This is a genomic window from Superficieibacter sp. 1612_C1, from assembly GCF_015234305.1.
GTDB lineage: Bacteria > Pseudomonadota > Gammaproteobacteria > Enterobacterales > Enterobacteriaceae > Superficieibacter.
In genome coordinates this window covers 656,511-672,728 of sequence record NZ_JADGMI010000001.1, presented here as the reverse complement: position 1 = coordinate 672,728, position 16,218 = coordinate 656,511, and the positions used below count along the sequence as shown (strand labels likewise).

General features: G+C 54.6%; 11 protein-coding genes. 2 read left to right on the top strand and 9 right to left on the bottom strand.

Going from position 1 to position 16,218, the window contains the following annotated elements:
* Positions 1-150 precede the first annotated feature (150 nt).
* The gene (pflA, locus tag INT84_RS03245) at positions 151-891 is read left to right on the top strand and encodes a pyruvate formate lyase 1-activating protein (RefSeq protein ID WP_103675420.1); all 741 of its coding nucleotides are present in this window, start codon (positions 151-153) and stop codon (positions 889-891) included.
* Positions 892-931: 40 nt separating this feature from the next.
* On the opposite strand, the gene INT84_RS03240 is transcribed toward pflA, so the two are convergent.
* The 9 genes from INT84_RS03240 to lrp all read right to left on the bottom strand — a co-directional run bounded on the left by INT84_RS03240 (position 932) and on the right by lrp (position 14,640).
* A complete protein-coding gene (locus tag INT84_RS03240) occupies positions 932-2,080 on the bottom strand; it encodes an MFS transporter (RefSeq protein ID WP_194205594.1) in 1,149 nt (382 codons plus the stop codon).
* A 274-nt stretch (positions 2,081-2,354) separates the two neighbouring features.
* Positions 2,355-3,218, bottom strand: a complete 864-nt coding sequence (locus INT84_RS03235) for a dimethyl sulfoxide reductase anchor subunit family protein (RefSeq protein ID WP_194205593.1) — start codon at positions 3,216-3,218, stop codon at positions 2,355-2,357.
* 1 nt (position 3,219) lies between these two features.
* A complete protein-coding gene (locus tag INT84_RS03230) occupies positions 3,220-3,840 on the bottom strand; it encodes a DMSO/selenate family reductase complex B subunit (RefSeq protein ID WP_194205592.1) in 621 nt (206 codons plus the stop codon).
* 10 nt (positions 3,841-3,850) lie between these two features.
* Entirely contained in the window at positions 3,851-6,295 is a 2,445-nt protein-coding gene (gene dmsA, locus INT84_RS03225; RefSeq protein WP_194205591.1) for a dimethylsulfoxide reductase subunit A, read from the bottom strand.
* 204 nt (positions 6,296-6,499) lie between these two features.
* Complete coding sequence (serS, locus tag INT84_RS03220; protein WP_194205590.1) at positions 6,500-7,792, bottom strand: serine--tRNA ligase; 1,293 nt, start codon at positions 7,790-7,792, stop codon at positions 6,500-6,502.
* 93 nt (positions 7,793-7,885) lie between these two features.
* A complete protein-coding gene (locus INT84_RS03215) occupies positions 7,886-9,229 on the bottom strand; it encodes a replication-associated recombination protein A (protein ID WP_194205589.1) in 1,344 nt (447 codons plus the stop codon).
* An 8-nt stretch (positions 9,230-9,237) separates the two neighbouring features.
* Complete coding sequence (lolA, locus tag INT84_RS03210) at positions 9,238-9,852, bottom strand: outer membrane lipoprotein chaperone LolA (RefSeq protein WP_176920629.1); 615 nt, start codon at positions 9,850-9,852, stop codon at positions 9,238-9,240.
* A gap of 121 nt (positions 9,853-9,973) precedes the next feature.
* Positions 9,974-14,026: a DNA translocase FtsK gene (gene ftsK, locus INT84_RS03205; protein ID WP_194205588.1), complete on the bottom strand. Its 4,053-nt coding sequence runs from the start codon at positions 14,024-14,026 to the stop codon at positions 9,974-9,976.
* A gap of 119 nt (positions 14,027-14,145) precedes the next feature.
* Positions 14,146-14,640 (bottom strand): leucine-responsive transcriptional regulator Lrp, encoded by a 495-nt coding sequence (gene lrp / locus INT84_RS03200; RefSeq protein ID WP_000228473.1) that lies wholly within the window; start codon positions 14,638-14,640, stop codon positions 14,146-14,148.
* Between the two features lie 551 nt (positions 14,641-15,191).
* On the opposite strand from lrp, the gene trxB reads away from it, so the two are divergent.
* Positions 15,192-16,157: a thioredoxin-disulfide reductase gene (trxB, locus tag INT84_RS03195; protein WP_194205587.1), complete on the top strand. Its 966-nt coding sequence runs from the start codon at positions 15,192-15,194 to the stop codon at positions 16,155-16,157.
* Positions 16,158-16,218: the final 61 nt, after the last annotated feature.

Genomic DNA, 16,218 nt, shown 5'->3' with positions numbered 1-16,218 from the left:
GCTCCACAGCAGTGGGGCCTTTTTAACACCCGCAGTCTGGTTCGCCAGTTATCTATACTTAGATGGGTAACCGTCAAAACAGACCCGACACAACCTTAACGAGTTGTGCACTCACAGGCCAGGAAGGCCAAAGCTGGAGAAACCACCGCAATGTCAGTAATTGGTCGCATTCACTCCTTTGAATCCTGTGGCACCGTTGATGGCCCGGGCATCCGTTTTATTACCTTCTTCCAGGGCTGCCTGATGCGCTGCCTGTATTGCCACAACCGTGATACGTGGGATACCCATGGCGGCAAAGAAGTCACCGTGGAAGAGCTGATGAAAGAGGTGGTGACCTACCGCCACTTTATGAATGCTTCCGGCGGTGGCGTTACGGCATCGGGCGGTGAAGCTATTTTGCAGGCCGAGTTCGTGCGTGACTGGTTCCGCGCTTGCAAAAAAGAAGGCATTCACACCTGTCTCGACACTAACGGCTTCGTCCGTCGTTACGATCCGGTGATTGATGAACTGCTGGAAGTGACCGATTTAGTGATGCTGGATCTGAAACAGATGAACGATGAGATCCATCAGAATCTGGTCGGAGTGTCCAATCATCGCACGCTGGAGTTCGCCAAATACATTGCTAATAAAGGCATCAAGGTGTGGATCCGTTATGTCGTGGTTCCCGGCTGGTCAGACGATGATGACTCTGCGCACCGCCTGGGCGAATTTACCCGCGATATGGGCAACGTCGAGAAAATCGAAATGCTGCCGTATCACGAGCTGGGTAAACATAAATGGGTAGCGATGGGCGAGGAATATAAACTTGACGGCGTGCATCCACCGAAAAAAGAGACCATGGAACGCGTCAAGGGTATTCTTGAGCAGTATGGTCATAAGGTGATGTATTAAGGAATGGTACCCTGCCGGCGTTAACCGGCAGGATGCAATATCAGACGTGAGCCACAGGCGTCGGATGTTGACCCGCTTTGCGCAGCAACATCAGCAGGTAGATGAATGATACGCTGGCGATCATGATAAACAGCAGGTTATCGGTATAATTTTGCATCAGCATCGCAGTTAACGATGGGCCAAGCAGGCTGCCAATCGTATAGCTCAGGAGCAGCGCCTGGTTCATCGCCACCAGTTGATGATGTTCAACCTTCTCACAGGCCCATGCCATCGCCACCGGATAGAGCGTAAAACCTGCCGCGCCAAGCACAAACAGGGCCGGTGCCATCGCCGCGTGGCTGAGCATCGCCAGACAGCCGAGGATCACCACAAAAACCTGCACCCGCAGCACCAGCAAACGACCATAGCGGTCCGCCAGTCGACCAATCGGCCACTGGCCAAAAATCCCTGCGCTCACCAGCACCGCCATCCAGAAACCGATCCCGGCATCGCTGACGCCGCGATGGTTAAGATACAGTGGCATCAGACCATACAATGAGCCAAGAACGATGCCGGAAATAATACAGCCGTTCACTCCAAGGCGAGCCTGACGCAGTTTCAGCATCGGCCATATACGGGTGGTATCCTGATGCTCGCTATGCTGGTTAACGATGCGCGTAAACAGTAGCGGTAAGATGCCAGCCAGCGTTACGGCGGTCACCCACGGCAGCACGCTCATCAGGTCGGTAGGCAGTTTGCTAACCAGCAGCTGAGCCAGCACGGTGCCCACATAGTAAACCATCATATAGGCCGCCAGCAGGCGACCACGGTTGTTTGAGGTGCCGCTACACATCAGCGCACTTTCAACGACCACCCAAATCATCGCGCAGCCAACGCCGGCAATAAAACGCCAGCTTAACCAACTCCAGAAACCGACCATCATCCCCAGACCGATACAGCCCACGCCGAAAATCAGCGTAGCAAGATAATAGCTACGGTTAAAGCCAAGGCGTTTGATCACATATCCGGTCAACAGCGTACCGACTAAGTTACCGGTGAAATAAGACGATCCCACCATCCCGACCTGCCACGTTGGCAGGTTTTCATGGGCGAGCCAGAGCGGGACGAGCGTGTTTAATACCGCGATCGCCAGGGTCAATAACAACAGGCCACAGAGCAGCAATTGCACCGGGCGGGTATAGGTGGACATGGATAATAAACCGTGAGGAAGATCAGAATTCGAGCGCATCATGCCACCGCCAGAAACAAAGTCAATTGGCGTTTTTCAGCCATAGCACGCTTTGTTTTTCGACGATTGAAATTGCTTATCCAGAACAGAATAAGAAAGGTGACATTAAAAATTATGTCATTAATTTTACTGTATTAAATTATAAGAGTTCGCCGCCAGTCAGTCGAAAAATTTCATGATCAAATAAAGCGGTAAAGCCAGAGCAAGCCCCTGACTTTACGCCTTTTATACGTCATTACCCTGCAATGGCCATACCCGCGGTCATATGCAAACCGTAGAATACTCCCCGGCCAATCAATTCACCTGCCAGCACCAGCACAAAAGCGACGGTCAGCAACGATATGGCCGGTCGCTTGCCTTTCAGTTGCGGCAGGATCCAGCACAGCAGCGCGACAACAATCGCCACCGCCCGCCAGGCCATCAGCGAACCATATTCCGGAACCAGCGCGGACGCCTGCTGTACCGAACTGTGGATCGTCGCCAGTTCGATGCCCTGCATCAATCCCGTGACCAGACTGACGATCAGCGCCAGCAGCGATACCATCGGCAATAAACGTAACGGCCGTCCACTCACGCCCGCCATACTCAGCAGCAGATAACCCAGTAAGGGTCCGCCGATAAACATCGTCAGGAAGAAGCTCAGCGGTGTCCAGACCGTGTACCAGGTCGGCACCGTGTCAATGCTGTTGTAGACGCGCACCATCATCCAGACAAAAACCACGCCCAGGATCATCGTCGCCATCAACCACAGCATCCGCAGCGCTGAAGGCATTTTTTTCAGCACCGCCAACAGCCAGCCGAGGCCACCCACGGCAAAAAACAGCGAGCCGCTGGCGATTTCATTACTCAGCGCCGATGCACCGATGCGATTTAACGAGTTAAATGCCCGCAGCGGAAAGCCGAGATGCATTGTTGAGGCAACAAAAGCCAGCCCCATTAATACCCATAGCCCAAACATGCTGGTAATAATCCGTTGTTGCGCATCTGCGCGCAGACCGCCTTTCATTAGCGCCAGCGCCAGTACGATAAAACCGCCCGCCACGCATTGTCCAAAGACCGTAAAGATCATTAACGGCCATTCATGCCATCCGTTTCCCATTTTATACCTCCTTCGGATTTGCCAGATAACCGGTGGTATCTCCACAGGGACGGCTGTTAGCGTTCGGTTTAATGACGATATTCGGCTTCGTAAAATGTGCGCCCGGCAAAGGAGCAACCGCCGCCAGAGTGCCATGCTTTTTACGCAGTTCGTCAATCGGGCCGAAATCCAGCGCACGTAATGGACAGGACTCAACGCAAATCGGTTTTTTTCCCTCATTTATCACGCGGTCATGACAGCCATCGCATTTGGTCATATGTCCTTTCGTCGCATTGTACTGCGGTGCGCCATAAGGGCAGGCCATATGGCAATAGCGACAGCCAATACATACCTCTTCATCAACCACCACGAAGCCATCTTCGCGCTTGTGCATGGCACCGCTGGGGCACACTTTAGTACAGGCTGGATCCTCGCAATGGTTGCAGGCAATGGAGAGGTAATAAGCAAAGACATTTTGCTGCCAGACGCCGTTATCCTCCTGCCAGTCGCCGCCAGCATATTCATAAATGCGCCGAAAGCTCACGTCCGGGGTTAAGTCTTTATAGTCCTTGCAGGCCAGCTCGCAGGTTTTGCAACCGGTGCAACGGCTGGAATCAATAAAAAATCCATACTGGGTTGTCATCAGCTACTCCTTACGCTTTTTCAACCTGAACGAGGTTCGTGTGGGAGGGGTTCCCTTTGGCAAGCGGCGAAGGTCGCTGAGTGGTCAGCACGTTGATACAGCCGCTCTGATCCACGCGTTTCTCATCCGGGTTATACCAGGCCCCCTCACCTAACGCGACGACGCCCGGCATCATCCGCGGAGTCACTTTGGCCTCAATATGGACTTCACCGCGATCGTTAAAAATACGTATCCTGTCGCCGTTACTGATACCGCGTGACTGTGCATCCAGCGGATTGATCCACATTTCCTGACGGCAGGCCGCTTTCAGCACGTCCACATTGCCGTAGGTCGAGTGAACGCGGGCTTTGTAATGGAAACCGGTCAACTGAAGCGGGAATTTTTTGACTAACGGGTCGTTGTAGCTCTCAAACCCTGGCGTATAGATGGGCAACGGATCGATCACATCCCCCTCCGGCAGCTCCCAGCTGGCGGCAATCCCTGCCAGCGCCTGCGAATAGATTTCGATTTTACCCGATGGCGTGGTCAGTGCGTTGGCCTGCGGATCGTCACGAAACGCTTTATAGGCCACATGATGCCCTTCAGGATCGCGCTTTTTAAACATCCCCTGCTGGCGGAACTCTTCAAAGGTTGGCAGTTCTGGTATAGCCTGGCGCGACAGCTCATACAGATGACGCATCCATTCTTCCTGAGTACGTCCCTCGGTAAATTGCCGCTCGACGCCCAGCCGTTTCGCCAGCTCGCTGGTCATCTGATAAATCGTTTTGCACTCGAAGCGGGGTTTAATCACCTGATCGGCAAAAATGACGTAGGACATATTGCCGCATGACGCGTCCAGCGCGAAGTCCATTTGTTCAGATGCAGTGCAGTCTGGCAGCAGGATATCGGCATATTTCGCAGACGATGTCATATGGCAGTCAATGACGACAATCATTTCGCACTTCTTGTCATCCTGCAAAATATCATGCGTGCGGTTGATCTCTGAATGCTGGTTAATCAGGCAGTTACCGGCATAGTTCCAGATCATCTTGATTGGCACATCAAGTTTATCTTTGCCGCGAACGCCATCGCGTAGCGCGGTCATTTCCGTGCCGCGTTCAATCGCGTCGGTCCACATAAACATAGAGATGCTGGTCTGGATTGGGTTTTCCAGCGTCGGCATACGTTCGAACGGCAGGTCATACGAACCTTCACGTGCGCCACTGTTGCCGCCGTTAATGCCAACGTTGCCGGTCAGGATCGCCAGCATGGAAATAGCGCGGGTGGCGATTTCACCATTGGCATGACGCTGTGGACCCCAGCCCTGCGAGATATAGGCGGGCTTAGCACTGCCGATTTCTCGCGCCAGCTTAATAATGCGATCGGCTGGAATACCTGTGATACGCGCCGCCCACTCTGGCGTTTTAGCGATACCATCGTTTCCCTGTCCAAGAATGTACGCTTTGTAATGCCCGTTTTGCGGGGCGTCAGCAGGCAAGGTTTTCTCGTCATAGCCAACGCAGTATTTGTCCAGAAACGGCTGATCGATAAGATTTTCAGTAATCAGCACCCACGCCAGTCCGCTCACCAGGGCAGCGTCTGTACCGGGGCGGATCGGGATCCATTCATCTTCACGTCCTGCCCCCGTATCGGTGTAGCGAGGATCGATAATGATCATCCGCGCATTAGATTTCTGCCGGGCCTGTTCGAGGTAGTACGTTACCCCGCCGCCACTCATCCGCGTTTCACCGGGGTTATTGCCAAACAGGACGACCAGCTCACTGTTTTCAATATCGGATGGGCTGTTGCCATCTGCCCAGCCACCATAGGTGTAATTCAAGCCGGCGGCAATTTGCGCTGAGGAGTAGTCACCGTAGTGGTTCAGATAGCCGCCGCAACAGTTCATCAGGCGAGCGACCAGCGTCTTTCCAGGCGGCCACGAACGGGTTAGGGTGCCGCCGAGCGTGCCGGTGCCGTAGTTGAGATAAATAGATTCATTGCCATAGTCTTTAATCAGGCGCTGCATATTTTTGGCGATGATGTCATAAGCTTCATCCCAGCTAATACGCTCGAACTTTCCTTCCCCGCGTTTACCGACGCGTTTCATCGGATATTTCAGCCGGTCCGGGTTATAAACCCGGCGGCGCATTGAGCGCCCACGCAGGCAGGCACGCACCTGATGCAGCCCCTCAAAGTTATCGTCGCCGGTATTATCCGTTTCGACATAGTTAATTTCGCCATCAACGACATGCATCCGTAGCGGACAGCGGCTACCGCAGTTTACCGTGCACGCGCTCCAGATAATTTTCTCGCTCGTTTCAGAAGGACTTATAGCTTCTGCGGCGCTGGCGATACGGGTAAAGGGCAGAGTAAAAGCGCTGCTGGCGAGGGCCAGGCCGCCGATGGCTGTCGTTTTCATTAAGCCACGGCGGCTCATTTCCACCGACAGTACGACTTCAGGGTTAATTGTTTTCATAATTGCTCACTTTGTTTGCCCGGAAGAGTCAGAGCAAAAATTCGTTATATAGGTTTTTATATATCGATAATTCAAAATGGCAGCAGTTAATGCTACTTTCGAACGAAAGTATATTAACCCTTATAAATTAGTGGTTATTGTCCGGTATCAAAATGGCTATAAAAAAAGCGCCCGCAGGCGCTTGATATGAGAAAAATGTGAGGCTTAACCAATATACTCAAGACCTTGCATATACGGGCGTAGCACTTCCGGCACTTCAATACGGCCATCTGCCTGCTGGTAGTTTTCCATTACGGCAACCAGCGTACGGCCTACGGCCAGACCGGAACCGTTAAGGGTATGAACCAGACGGGTTTTCTTGTCGGATTTGCTGCGGCAGCGAGCCTGCATACGGCGCGCCTGGAAATCCCATACGTTAGAGCACGAGGAGATTTCACGGTAGTTATTCTGCGCCGGTACCCAGACTTCCAGATCGTAAGTTTTGCAGGCACCAAAGCCCATATCGCCGGTGCAAAGCAAAATTTTGCGATACGGCAGGCCGAGCAGCTGAAGCACTTTTTCCGCGTGACCGGTCATCTCTTCCAGCGCATCCATTGAGTCTTCCGGACGCACAATCTGCACCATTTCAACTTTGTCGAACTGGTGCATACGGATCAGACCACGGGTATCACGACCGTAAGAACCGGCTTCTGAGCGGAAGCACGGCGTGTGCGCGGTCATTTTGATCGGCAGGTCGTCTTCATCGATGATTTCATCACGCACCAGGTTGGTCAGCGGAACTTCTGCGGTGGGGATCAGCGCATAGTTACTGCTGTCCGCTTCTTCTTCCAGCGGACGCGTATGGAACAAGTCGCCCGCAAACTTCGGCAGTTGCCCGGTTCCGTAAAGCGTGTCGTGGTTCACCAGATACGGCACATAGTTTTCACTGTAACCGTGCTGCTCAGTGTGCAAATCCAGCATAAACTGTGCGAGCGCGCGGTGCATGCGGGCGATCTGCCCTTTCATGACCACAAAACGTGAGCCGGTGAGTTTAACGGCGGCAGCGAAATCCAGGCCGTTGTGCATTTCGCCGAGCGTGACGTGATCGCGCACTTCAAAATCGAACTGGCGCGGCGTACCCCAACGGCTGATTTCGACGTTGTCGTTTTCATCTCTGCCCTGCGGCACGCAATCGTCGGGAACGTTCGGGATGGTCAGCGAGATAGTACGGATTTCGCTTTGCAGCACGTCCAGTTCGACCTTCGCGGCATCAAGCTCTTCACCCAGCTTATTCACTTCCAGGCGTAATGGCTCGATATCTTCCCCGCGCGCTTTCGCCTGGCCGATGGATTTCGATCGTGAGTTACGCTCAGCCTGCAGATTTTCAGTTTTTACCTGCAACACTTTACGACGCTCTTCAAGAGCGCGCAGCTTATCTACGTCCAGCTTAAAGCCCCGGCGTGCCAGTTTTTCTGCGACTGCGTCTGGCTCGTTACGCAGCAGATTGGGATCGAGCATGCTTATCCTGTGCTTATCGAATGAGTAAAAGGAGAATGCGACCGCAGCCTGCGATCGCAAAGATTCACGGATAACCTTACCGCAACGCCTGCATTAGCGGTAGCGTTTTGTGGGGCTATTTTGATCCTGTTCAGCAAGCCAGGCGAGCTTTTCGCCAATCTTGCCTTCAAGGCCGCGATTTGTTGGCTGATAATAGCGCGTTTGCGCCATTTCCTGCGGAAAGTACTGCTCGCCAGCGGCATAGGCGTTCGGCTCATCGTGGGCGTAGCGATACTGCTGACCGTAACCCATCTCTTTCATCAGTTTGGTCGGGGCATTGCGCAGATGGACCGGAACGTCATAATCCGGGCGTTCACGGGCATCGGCCATCGCCGCCTTGAAAGCGGTATAGACGGCGTTACTTTTGGGGGCACAGGCCAGATAGACAATCGCCTGGGCAATGGCGCGTTCGCCCTCTGCCGGACCCACGCGGGTAAAGCAGTCCCAGGCGGAAATGGCAACCTGCATTGCACGCGGATCGGCGTTGCCGACATCTTCAGAGGCAATCGCCAGGCAGCGCCGCGCCACGTACAGCGGATCGCCGCCAGCGGTGATAATACGCGCATACCAGTAAAGAGCCGCATCCGGCGCGCTGCCGCGCACTGATTTATGCAGCGCCGAGATAAGATCGTAAAAGCGGTCGCCTTTATTATCAAAGCGCGCGCTGCGCTCACCGGCGATCTCCGTCAACAGCGCAGGCTGGAGCACGCGCTTGCCCGCATCGTCCAGCTCTGCCATGTCGGCCATCATTTCGAGCGTGTTCAGCGCACGACGCGCATCGCCGTTGACCAGTTCGGCAATCGCCCGCCGGGTCTCTTCCAGCAGCACGATATCTTTGCCACCGTAACCACGCGCGCTGTCGTTCATTGCCTGATCGAGCACCTGTTCAATATCGTCCGTGGTCAGCGATTTCAGTAGATAAACGCGGGCGCGTGAGAGCAATGCGGAGTTGAGTTCAAACGAAGGGTTCTCGGTGGTCGCGCCGATAAACGTGATGGTGCCGTCTTCAATATGCGGCAGGAAAGCATCCTGCTGACTTTTATTAAAGCGATGGACTTCGTCCACAAACAGGATCGTCCGCCGTCCGGCGTTGCGATTTTGCCGCGCGCGCTCAATCGCCTCGCGGATCTCTTTGATCCCCGAGGTCACCGCAGAGATCCGCTCGACGTCGGCGCTGGCATAGCGGGCAATCACTTCAGCCAGCGTCGTTTTTCCGGTGCCGGGCGGCCCCCAGAGGATCATCGAGTGCAACTGGCCCGCTTCAATCGCCCGTGGCAACGGCTTACCCGCTGCCAGCAGGTGCTGCTGACCGATATACTGCGCTAAATTTTCTGGCCGCATACGCGCGGCCAGAGGTTGAAACTCGTTATCGGAAAAGTCGAGCGACATATTGTTCACGTAGGCCTCTACTTACTACGCTGGTCGTCTACAGTGACTCCCTGCGGCGGAGTGAAGGTGAATTTAGCTGGATCTACCGCTCCGTTTTGCTGGGATTTAAGCTGATAGCTGCTGCGCTGATCGTCCTGCTCTACCGCACTGAACTGATGGATAGTGCCGTCGCGACCCACGTTAATGGTGAACTGTTTCAGATTGCCGCTGCTGCCTTTTGGCGTCAGCACAAAGTCATCACCGTTTTGCTTGATGTTGTACTGCTGCCAGTCGCTAGCCTGGTTACGGGCAATCAGCATAAACGGCGTATTGCCGGTAGCATCTTTCAGCAGGTTAACGCTCACCTGCTCTACAAACGGGTTGTAGAACCACAGATTCTGGCCGTCGGATACCAGGGTACTCTCATCCGGCTGCGTCATGTGCCAGTTGAACAGATTAGGACGCTTAACCCATAAATCGCCCTGACCTTCCTGTACCGCCGCGCCGCTGCCGTCCGTTACTTTTTGCGTAAAACTGGCGTGAAAGCTGCTGACTTTATCCAGGCGGGTTTTAAGATCGCCAGCGGCATCAGCCCAGACGCTGCTTACCACGAAGCCTGAAAGTAATGCACAGGTGATAGCGATTTTTTTCATTGTTATTCCTCAAATACGTCTTCCCACTACGGGAGTCCTCTTTGTCATCTACTCTAGGCTTCATCCCAGCCAGGCGACAGAAGAAAATACTGAATTTTGACTTGCTTACCTAACTTTGCAATCAATCAAACGGCGGCGGTGCCAGCACCTCACGGTTGCCGTTATGCCCCTGCTCGCTGACGATCCCCTGCGCTTCCATCTGCTCAATGATACGCGCCGCACGGTTATAACCGATCCGGAACTGGCGCTGAACCCCGGAGATAGAAGCCTTGCGCTTTTCAGTCACAAAGTTAACTGCCTGGTCGAATAACGGATCCAGTTCTTCACCGCTTTCCAGACCACCGCCACCGCCTTCACTTTCGCTGTCGGAGGTAATGCCTTCAACATACTGCGGACGCCCGCGCGCTTTCCAGTCCTGCACGACGGCATGAACTTCTTCATCGCGCACAAAGGCACCGTGAACACGCACGGGTATGGTCGAGTTAGGGCCGGAATAGAGCATATCCCCCATGCCTAACAGTGATTCCGCACCGCCCTGGTCAAGGATAGTACGGGAGTCAATTTTGCTCGACACCGTGAAGGCTATACGCGTCGGAATATTCGCTTTGATAAGGCCCGTAATGACATCAACGGAAGGTCGCTGTGTCGCCAGTACCAGGTGGATACCTGCGGCGCGCGCTTTCTGTGCCAGACGCGCAATTAACTCTTCCACTTTCTTACCAACGGTCATCATCAGGTCAGCAAATTCATCGACCAGTACGACGATATACGGCTCTTTTTTCAGTACCGGGTGCGTGGCATCCATGCTATCGCCAGGCTTCCAGTATGGGTCCGGAATCGGACGTCCCATCCGCGCGGCCTCAGCAATTTTCTCGTTGTAGCCCGCAAGGTTACGCACGCCCAGCGCTGACATCAGTTTATAGCGACGCTCCATCTCGTTAACGCTCCAGCGCAAAGCGTTGGCCGCGTCTTTCATATCTGTCACGACTTCCGTCAACAGATGTGGGATCCCTTCATAAACCGACAGTTCGAGCATTTTCGGGTCGATCATGATGAACTTCACGTCTTCCGGCTGTGCTTTATACAGCATGCTGAGGATCATGGCGTTAACGCCCACCGATTTACCCGAGCCGGTGGTCCCCGCGACCAGCAGGTGCGGCATTTTCGCCAGGTCGGCAGTCACCGGATCCCCGGCGATATCTTTACCCAGTACCACGGTCAGCGGCGATGGGTTATCGCGGAATTTTGCACAGTCCAGCACTTCGCGCAGGTACACGGTCTGCCGTTTTTTATTCGGCAGTTCCAGACCAACGTAAGGTTTGCCTGGAATAACTTCCACTACGCGCACGGCTGCACTGGACAAGGAGCGCGCCAGATCCCGTGACAGGTTGGAGATGCGTGCGGCTTTTACGCCAGGAGCCAGGTTGAGTTCAAAACGCGTAATCACCGGGCCTGGAGAGTAGTTCACGACATCAGCTTTAATGCGGAAATCGGCCAGACGCGCTTCGACCAGACGCGCCATTTGCTCCAGCGCGAAGGTATCAACCGGTTCGACTTCGGTCGGCGGAGGCGTGAGCAGATCCAGCGACGGTAACAACGTGGTCGGCTTCTGGAGCGGACGGCTGTCGCCATTACGCATCAGCAGCGGATGGATTAAGCTTTCCTTCGGCTGCGGCGCGGCTGGCTGATGTACCGGCTGCGGCTGTTGGTACTGCGGCGCGGCTGGCTGATGCACCGGCTGCGGCGGCTGGTACTGCGGCGCGGCTGGCTGGTGTGCCTGCTGCGGCGGCTGATACTGCGGCGCAACTGGCTGATGAACCGGCTGCGGCTGCTGGTACTGCGGCGCGGCTGGCTGGTGCACCGGCTGCGGCTGCTGGTACTGCGGCGCGGCTGGCTGGTGCACCGACTGCTGCTGTGCAGCAGGCTGAGGCTCATCCATCCGGCCGGGGGTGAACAACGGCGCACTCGGACCGTCGTCGACCAGGGTTTTAGTCGGCGAAAACTCAAAATCACTCAGTGAGAAGGGATTGGCTCCCTCCGGCTGTTCGCTGGCGTAGCGCTGCTGTTGAGAGGCGGCAAACTGACGCGCCAGCTCCTCTTCCTCAGCATTGTCTTCTTCAGCCTGCTCAGGAGCAACACCATAACGCTGCTCCTGGGAATCAGCGAACTGGCGAGCCAATTCTTGCTGTTCAAAGTCGTCAGCATCGTCGTCAGAATGTTGCTCTGCCTGACGGGCACGCTCCTCCGCCATCCGTTGCGAAGGTAATTTAATACCGTAGGAGGCCAGTTCACGGCGCGTCGGCACACGGACGCGGTTAGGACGCGGCAGTTGCGGACCAATACCTTCTTTTACCTGAGTGCGCACGCCTCCGGTAGCCAGGTTAAAGACAGGTGCAGCGACGGCGGCGGCAGTTGTCGCCTGATGCACACTGGCGGCAACGGGCGCAATAACCGGGGCGGGATCGGGTTCAACCACAGGCGGTGGTGTAACAGGTTGCTGTACCGGCTCAGGGATCGGCTGATACCAGGCGGCCAGTTGTTCGCGTTCACGGGCACGTTTCTCCTCTACCTCTTCAAAGTAGTAGAGCGGAGGACGGCTTGATTTCACCTCTTCCTGCACAATCTCGTGCGGCTGTGGAGCTTCATGCGCTGCCGGCGGTTGTTCTGCATACGGTTCATACTGCGGCTGCGCTACCGGCTCTTCATAAGGCTGGTACGGTGGCTGAGCAACCGGTGGTTCTGCATACGGCTCATACTGTGGCTGAGCAACCGGCGGCTCTTCATACGGCTGGTACTGTGGCTGAGCAACCGGCGGCTCTGCGTACGGCTGGTACTGTGGCTGAGCAACCGGCGGCTCTGCGTACGGCTGGTACTGCGGCTGAGCAACCGGTGGCTCCGCGTACGGCTGGTACTGCGGCTGAGCAACGGTAGGCTCTACGTAAGGCTCATACTGCGGTTGCGCAGCAGGCTGTGCATAAGCGTCGTAAGGTTGTTCATACTGCGTGGTCTGATAGGCCGGTGCGTCAACCGGGGGGACGGGCTGAGGCGGCGTCCAGCTTTCTGATGCTATATGAGGCGGCTGTGTCGCCTGCCAGGCAGCATCGGGCTGGGTAATAACCGGCTCCGCACCCTGAATGTGTGGCTGCGGAATAACCGGTTCGACAGGCGCTGCCCATGCCTGCGTCGCCATCGTTGCCGCAGCAGCCGCAGCGACGGGTTCAGTGACGGAATGTCCGTTTAAGAGCGGATCGTACTCGTCATACTCTTCAGCCTGGGTCGCGCGATGTCCCGAAAAGAGAACGTCATCAGCATCGGCGGTAACGCCGCGTGCGCTATAGGTAATCTCTTCCGGATCGTCCATCCGTTTGCCTGAAAAAAGCGCCGCATCGGTTTTTCTACCCAGCGGGTTGGCAAATTTTTCAGCTACGCGTTTACGTCGTGCCAGCGCGCTGCGCAGGATACGGGCGCGGCGAGATTCACGCGGCGCGTCCTGCAACTCTTCTTCGTCCTCTTCGTATTCTTCATACTCCTCCTCGACCCAGGTGTCGTCACGACGGGTGCGATTGCTGGCGAAGGCAAGAATATTCAGGATGACGCTGCCAATTTTCTCAGCGATGCTCACCCAGGACCATCCGGTAAACAGCGTCAGGCCAGCGGCCCAGATGCAGAGAAGCGCAATAGTGCCGCCACTGCTGTGCAACTGAGGCTGGAGTACCGTAGTACTTAACAGGCTACCAATAACCCCGCCAGAAGCGAAATACCAGATGTCATCGGCATTGATGGCGGCCAGCCCGCACGAGGTGAGGATAAGCGCCAGTACGCCTATGAGGCGTAGCGAAACGGCGAAATAGTCGATGTACTCTTCGTTGGCCCGGTGCCGGTACGCAAACCAGCATCCCCCGATGATAATCACGGGAATGGTGTAAGCCATGATACCGAAGATAAAAAAGAGCGTGTCGGCAAGCCATGCGCCGGGCACACCGCCTAAATTATGAATAGGCTCATGCCACGCGGTTTGCGACCAGCTGGGATCGGACGGATTGAAGCTCAATAGCGCCGCCATCAGCCAGATGGCGAAAAGTGAGCAAAGGATAAGCATGGCCTCCAGAAGTCGGCGGCTGCTGCTTAAACGGGTAATTTTGACGTCTTTGTCTTCTGTATATTCCTGGCTCAAGAAAGGCTCTCCAGGTCCTTGATGCTAAACGGACAACCGTGCCAGGTTTCCCCGGCACGGTTGCTGTATGGATTAACAGGAGTGTAATCAAATTACGCTGATTTTGCACCTGTTCCGTGTTAGCGAGTCTTAATTACCAGACGATTGCTCTGTTTAACCTCTTCCATCACCACATAGGTGCGGGTGTCGTTGACACCAGGCAGGCGCAGCAGGGTTTCGCCCAGTAATTTGCGATACGCTGACATATCCGGTACGCGTGTTTTCAACAGGTAGTCGAAATCACCGGAGACCAAATGACACTCTTGAATTTCTTCAAGTTTTTGTACTGCGGTGTTAAATTGCTCAAACACATCCGGTGCGCCACGATTCAGAGTAATCTCAACAAAAACCAGAAGTGATGCATCCAGATAATGCGGGTTTAGCAGCGCAGTGTAGCCCTGAATAAAACCCTGCCTTTCCAGTCGACGAACGCGCTCAAGGCACGGCGTCGGTGAAAGTCCCACTCGTTTAGAGAGCTCGACGTTGGAAATACGCCCATCCTTTTGCAATTCGTTCAGAATATTGCGATCGATACGGTCGAGATCTTTGCCTGGGCGCTTCTTGCTATCTACCATTATTATTGTCTCTCTGTATTCCTTCCCTACTCCTGTCTTGACCCTGTGCACATCACTGTTCAGGGTCTTCGCCCGTTGTTTACGTGCCGCACGCTCTGTGAGTGCTGCAAATCGTATTCCAGGGTATGCGGTGAGAAGACCGTTGCCCGCAGGCAGCTACCGACATCACGTATGGCATCTGTCCACACCATGCGTAGATTTCATTAGCCCGGTAAAAAATGACCATTACGTGCTGAAATATGACTCCACACGGAATACGGTTTTTTTCTTCCTTGAATGTTTTCGCAAATGCACAGGGGATTGTCAAAGCAAAACATCGCTTTTTAGCACGACATGCCAGATATTCATCATTCATGAGGCGTGTTCCTCATGTTATCACCTTATAATCCACTTATTTTCAGTAGAAATAGTTATGCACGCGGCCCAGAAAAGCGGCAATCCATTGTTCCCTCCTATTGCACACATCGTTAACAAAAATTTTGCGCTCTTTTTTTAACGCTACAAATTCCCTACAATCTCGTCCAATGTCTGCCAACAATTATGGGGATCTCATGGGCACGGCGAAACACAGTAAGCTATTAATTCTTGGCTCCGGACCTGCGGGATACACCGCTGCTGTCTATGCTGCACGCGCGAATCTGCAACCCGTGTTAATCACCGGGATGGAAAAAGGGGGTCAGCTGACCACCACCACGGAAGTAGAAAACTGGCCGGGCGATCCGAACGATCTGACCGGCCCACTGCTGATGGAACGTATGCATGAGCATGCGACCAAATTTGAGACCGAAATTCTTTTCGATCATATCCATACGGTCGATCTGCAAAACCGCCCTTTCCGCCTGACCGGTGATAGCGCGGAATACACTTGCGATGCGCTGATCGTTGCCACCGGCGCGTCGGCACGCTACCTGGGCCTGCCTTCTGAAGATGCCTTTAAAGGTCGTGGGGTTTCTGCCTGCGCCACCTGCGATGGATTTTTCTACCGTAACCAGAAAGTCGCGGTGATCGGCGGCGGCAATACGGCGGTCGAAGAAGCGCTCTACCTGGCAAACATCGCCTCCGAGGTGCATCTGATCCACCGTCGCGACAGCTTCCGCGCGGAAAAAATCCTTATCAAGCGCCTGATGGATAAAGTGGAAAGCGGCAATATTGTGCTGCATACCCACCGCACGCTGGAAGAAGTGACTGGCGATCAGATGGGCGTCAGCGGCCTGCGTCTGCGCGATACCCAAAGCGACAACGTTGAAACACTGGACGTGGCAGGATTGTTTGTCGCTATCGGTCACAGCCCGAACACCGCTATTTTTGAGGGGCAACTGGCGCTGGAAAATGGCTATATCAAAGTGCAGTCCGGCATCCACGGTAACGCCACCCAGACCAGCGTACCCGGCGTCTTTGCCGCAGGCGATGTGATGGATCATATCTATCGCCAGGCGATCACCTCCGCCGGGACTGGCTGCATGGCCGCACTGGATGCTGAACGTTATCTCGACGGGCTGGCTGAAAACAGCAAATAATTTTTACAAATCAGTAACAAAGGTAAAGAAGGCGACTATAGGTCGCCTTTATTTTTGTGCC

Coding starts and splice junctions, on each gene's coding strand:
- pflA (WP_103675420.1), top strand. CDS start 151: ATGTCAGTAATTGGTCGCATTCACTCCTTTGAATCCTGTGGCACCGTT.
- INT84_RS03240 (WP_194205594.1), bottom strand. CDS start 2,080: ATGTCCACCTATACCCGCCCGGTGCAATTGCTGCTCTGTGGCCTGTTG.
- INT84_RS03235 (WP_194205593.1), bottom strand. CDS start 3,218: ATGGGAAACGGATGGCATGAATGGCCGTTAATGATCTTTACGGTCTTT.
- INT84_RS03230 (WP_194205592.1), bottom strand. CDS start 3,840: ATGACAACCCAGTATGGATTTTTTATTGATTCCAGCCGTTGCACCGGT.
- dmsA (WP_194205591.1), bottom strand. CDS start 6,295: ATGAAAACAATTAACCCTGAAGTCGTACTGTCGGTGGAAATGAGCCGC.
- serS (WP_194205590.1), bottom strand. CDS start 7,792: ATGCTCGATCCCAATCTGCTGCGTAACGAGCCAGACGCAGTCGCAGAA.
- lolA (WP_176920629.1), bottom strand. CDS start 9,852: ATGAAAAAAATCGCTATCACCTGTGCATTACTTTCAGGCTTCGTGGTA.
- lrp (WP_000228473.1), bottom strand. CDS start 14,640: ATGGTAGATAGCAAGAAGCGCCCAGGCAAAGATCTCGACCGTATCGAT.
- trxB (WP_194205587.1), top strand. CDS start 15,192: ATGGGCACGGCGAAACACAGTAAGCTATTAATTCTTGGCTCCGGACCT.